This window comes from Roseovarius sp. (assembly GCF_040223625.1).
In the GTDB taxonomy this organism is placed as follows: domain Bacteria; phylum Pseudomonadota; class Alphaproteobacteria; order Rhodobacterales; family Rhodobacteraceae; genus Roseovarius.
Genome location: NZ_JAVKFX010000040.1, coordinates 1 through 2,893 on the forward strand (window position 1 = coordinate 1; position 2,893 = coordinate 2,893).

Annotated in this window: 5 protein-coding genes; all 5 read right to left on the minus strand. The window is 64.3% G+C overall.

Annotated features, from left to right (window positions below):
• The coding region (locus RLN94_RS12505; protein ID WP_350169050.1) for a hypothetical protein at positions 1 to 375 on the minus strand (375 nt) is incomplete at its 3' end.
• Positions 376 to 387: 12 nt separating this feature from the next.
• Positions 388 to 1,554, minus strand: a complete 1,167-nt coding sequence (locus tag RLN94_RS12510) for a phage major capsid protein (RefSeq protein WP_350117373.1) — start codon at positions 1,552 to 1,554, stop codon at positions 388 to 390.
• A gap of 1 nt (position 1,555) precedes the next feature.
• Positions 1,556 to 2,062, minus strand: coding sequence for an HK97 family phage prohead protease (locus RLN94_RS12515; protein WP_350117372.1), 507 nt, complete (start codon positions 2,060 to 2,062; stop codon positions 1,556 to 1,558).
• A 10-nt stretch (positions 2,063 to 2,072) separates the two neighbouring features.
• On the minus strand, positions 2,073 to 2,351 hold the full coding sequence (locus RLN94_RS12520) for a hypothetical protein (protein WP_350117371.1): 279 nt from the start codon (positions 2,349 to 2,351) through the stop codon (positions 2,073 to 2,075).
• A 1-nt stretch (position 2,352) separates the two neighbouring features.
• The gene (locus RLN94_RS12525; protein ID WP_350117370.1) at positions 2,353 to 2,745 is read right to left on the minus strand and encodes a hypothetical protein; all 393 of its coding nucleotides are present in this window, start codon (positions 2,743 to 2,745) and stop codon (positions 2,353 to 2,355) included.
• Positions 2,746 to 2,893: the final 148 nt, after the last annotated feature.

Here is a 2,893-nt window from a genome sequence, read left to right on the forward strand (position 1 = left end):
CGGCGCGTTGGCGGGGTGTCCCTTCACGATCGTCACCCCGGCGGCAATCGAGGTGCCGCTGTTCTTGGTGAGGACCGTGCGGATGTACCGCCGGTAACCGATGTAGCCTTGCTTGTAGACGCTGTTGGCTTCGAGCGTGGCGGGCAGAGTGCCCACGAGGTGCGCGGCGGCAACGTCCGTCCAACCGGTCGAGCCGTCTTCGCTCTCCTGCAGCTTCGCGGTGAAGTTGCCCGAAGAGACGATGGCCCCGGTGTTGATGACCACCGTCGCTGCGTTGAAGCCCAGAAGGTCGATCGGGTCAGCGGTGTTGGTGGCGGAGAGAACGGCGGGTGCGACCGCCTGAACCACTCCGATATTCGATGCTTGGTCTCGCATGTCAGTTGCTCCTTAGCTGGTCGCCATCTTGAGTTTGCGGAAGCGCGCGGCCTGCAGGACGCGGCCACCGACACGGCGGGTTGCGTGCATGCGGGTGACGCCCTTGCGTGCTTGCGTGTACGGGTCGGAAAGAATCGACATGCTCAAGCGGTCCACGATCCGATAGGCCGAGAAATCGCCGTAGAGGATCGGGAAGGAACCGCTTTCCAGATCGGGCATGTCCACCGCTTCGACAACGGGGCGTCCGAGGATCGTCTCGGGCTGGCCCGCCTGGAAGGAGGGTTGCCAGAGCATCCGGCCATCGCCATCTTTCAGCGTGCGCACGATGCCCAGCGTGGTGCCGTTCATCATCCACGTGCCCGCGTTCCGGTACATGGCCGGCAGGTCGTACATCAGCTTGATCATCTGATCGGCAGAGAGGTTCGTGGCGTGGCCGTTGAGCCATTCCTCGATATCGGCGTGGGTCATCAGGCCCTCAGGCTGACCGGCGCCGGTGCCATTGACGAAAGCTGTGCCTTCCTTCTTCCCGAAATCCTCGGCCAGGGCCATGCGCACCTCGGCCTCGGCAGTGCCGCCGCTGTCCGAGAGGAGTTCGTTGGAGATGTCCACGAAGGTGGTGATCTTGTGCGGCACCACTTCGAGCTGGCCGAAGGTGACCGTCGATTCTTCGGCTTCCTCGGTCTCGCCTTCCCATTGGGCATTCGTGATCCCGGTGCGCTTCGGATACTTCACCGAAGGACCGGTGATGCCGCGCACGCTGGCCACCGACCTGATCGGCGAGAACTCCACGAGGTCGCGCACGAATTCCGTGCTCATCTCCGCCGGAGCGAGATAGCCCGCTTGCGGGTCACTGGAAACGGTCAGCGCCTTCAGATCATCGGGCGGCGTCTGGTTCCCGTGGCGCAGGTAGCAGCCGAACGCCTTCTTCTCGATTTCCGCCTGTTCGTCGGAATCGTCGTCGCTGCCCTTGGCGCGGTTCGACTTCGCCTCGATCTTGTCGAGCCGCTCCTCGAGCTTCGAGGTGTCGGTCTTTTCCTCGATCTCATCGAGCCGCTTGTTCACGGTCTCGGTCAGATCGCCGATGGCTTTCGTGACGATGTCGTTCGGATCGGCCTCGCCGCCATCTTTTAGGGTGAGCGCCGTGCTGCCCAGCAGCTCGGCCTTTTTCAGATGTCGCATGTCAGTTTCCTTTTGCGAGCTGCGCCGTGGCGCGTTGAAGGGATGCCGCCAGCGACAGGGCGCGGACGGCGGTTTTTGCGGAGGTGACCCGTGCACCTGGGTGCATCGGGATCACGCAGAGGCTGGCCTCCACGAGTTCCAGCTCGTTGATCGTCCGGCCGCCACGGGCGCGGGGCGTGGCCTTCTTGGTGCGGAAGCCGATGGAGATGCCGCGCACCGCCCCAGCCCGCACCAGGGCGCGCACCTCGCGTGCGCGGGCCACGTCATTCACCAGAAGCCGCCCCTTGAGGCGCAGCCCCTCGGTGTCGTCTTCAGCGGTGTCCCACGTGCCAATCGGATCGTTCTGGTCGTGACCGAAGAGCATGGGCAGCGGCAGAGAGGTGCCGGTGAAGGCGCCCTTCTGGATCATGTCGCCGATGCGGTCGGCCTCGGCATACTTCCATGCCAGCCCCTCGATCGTGCCGTCATCCGAGGCGTCGAGCTTGGTTTCGAGATATATGCGTTCCATCAGCCCCTCCTCACGCGTGCGAGACCATGACGAGCCCGCTTCCCGACAGGAAGCGCGCCCAGACGCGACTGCCCCCGGTCACGCCCAGGGAGAATTCGGCAAGGAGCATGTTGTGACCCTGACCAGGCAGGAACGCGAAACCGTCGTCGCTCGGGTTCGGCGCAGCCCCGTCGGTCACCGTGATCAGGAGCGACGTGATTCCGCGGTTCTGGAAGACGATTTCGGAGACGTCATTCGCTGTGAGTTCCGTCCATTCTGATCCGACCGTCACGACTTGATGGCGCGCCATGCTACCCCCCTGTTCCCATGAATGAAGCCCGGTCAGAGGCGAAGCTATCCACCTGCGCCTGTACCCATGTCGCCACCTTGAGGAGGCGCACGGCGTTGGCATGCGTGAGGGGAAGAGCTTCACCGCCTTCGCTGATTTCCCAGTCGAGAATGCAGCGGGCCAGGCTGTCGAGCCGGGCACGTTCCCGCGCCTCGGCAGACACGCGGCCCTCGGCATCCGCCACTTCCGCCAGATCGTCGGCGAGGCGCAGCCGGGCGCGGTTCTGTGTCTCGCTGTCAGGCCCGGCCACCTTCAGGCGAATGCCGGTGCCTTTGTGCGTGACCGGATCGAGGAGTTCGAACCAGGCGCCACGCTCCTGGTCGGCGGAGAAGGCGCGGATATCATCAAGCTGCATCATCGGTCTCCTCGTCGTCGTCGGCATCCTGGTTCCGAGAAGCGTCGGCCGTGATGTTCGGATTCATGAATTGGTTACCGCCCTCGCGCGGCGGCAGGCCGAGCCATTGCCGGCCCTCGTTGGGGTTGATCACCTGCGACGAAATCAG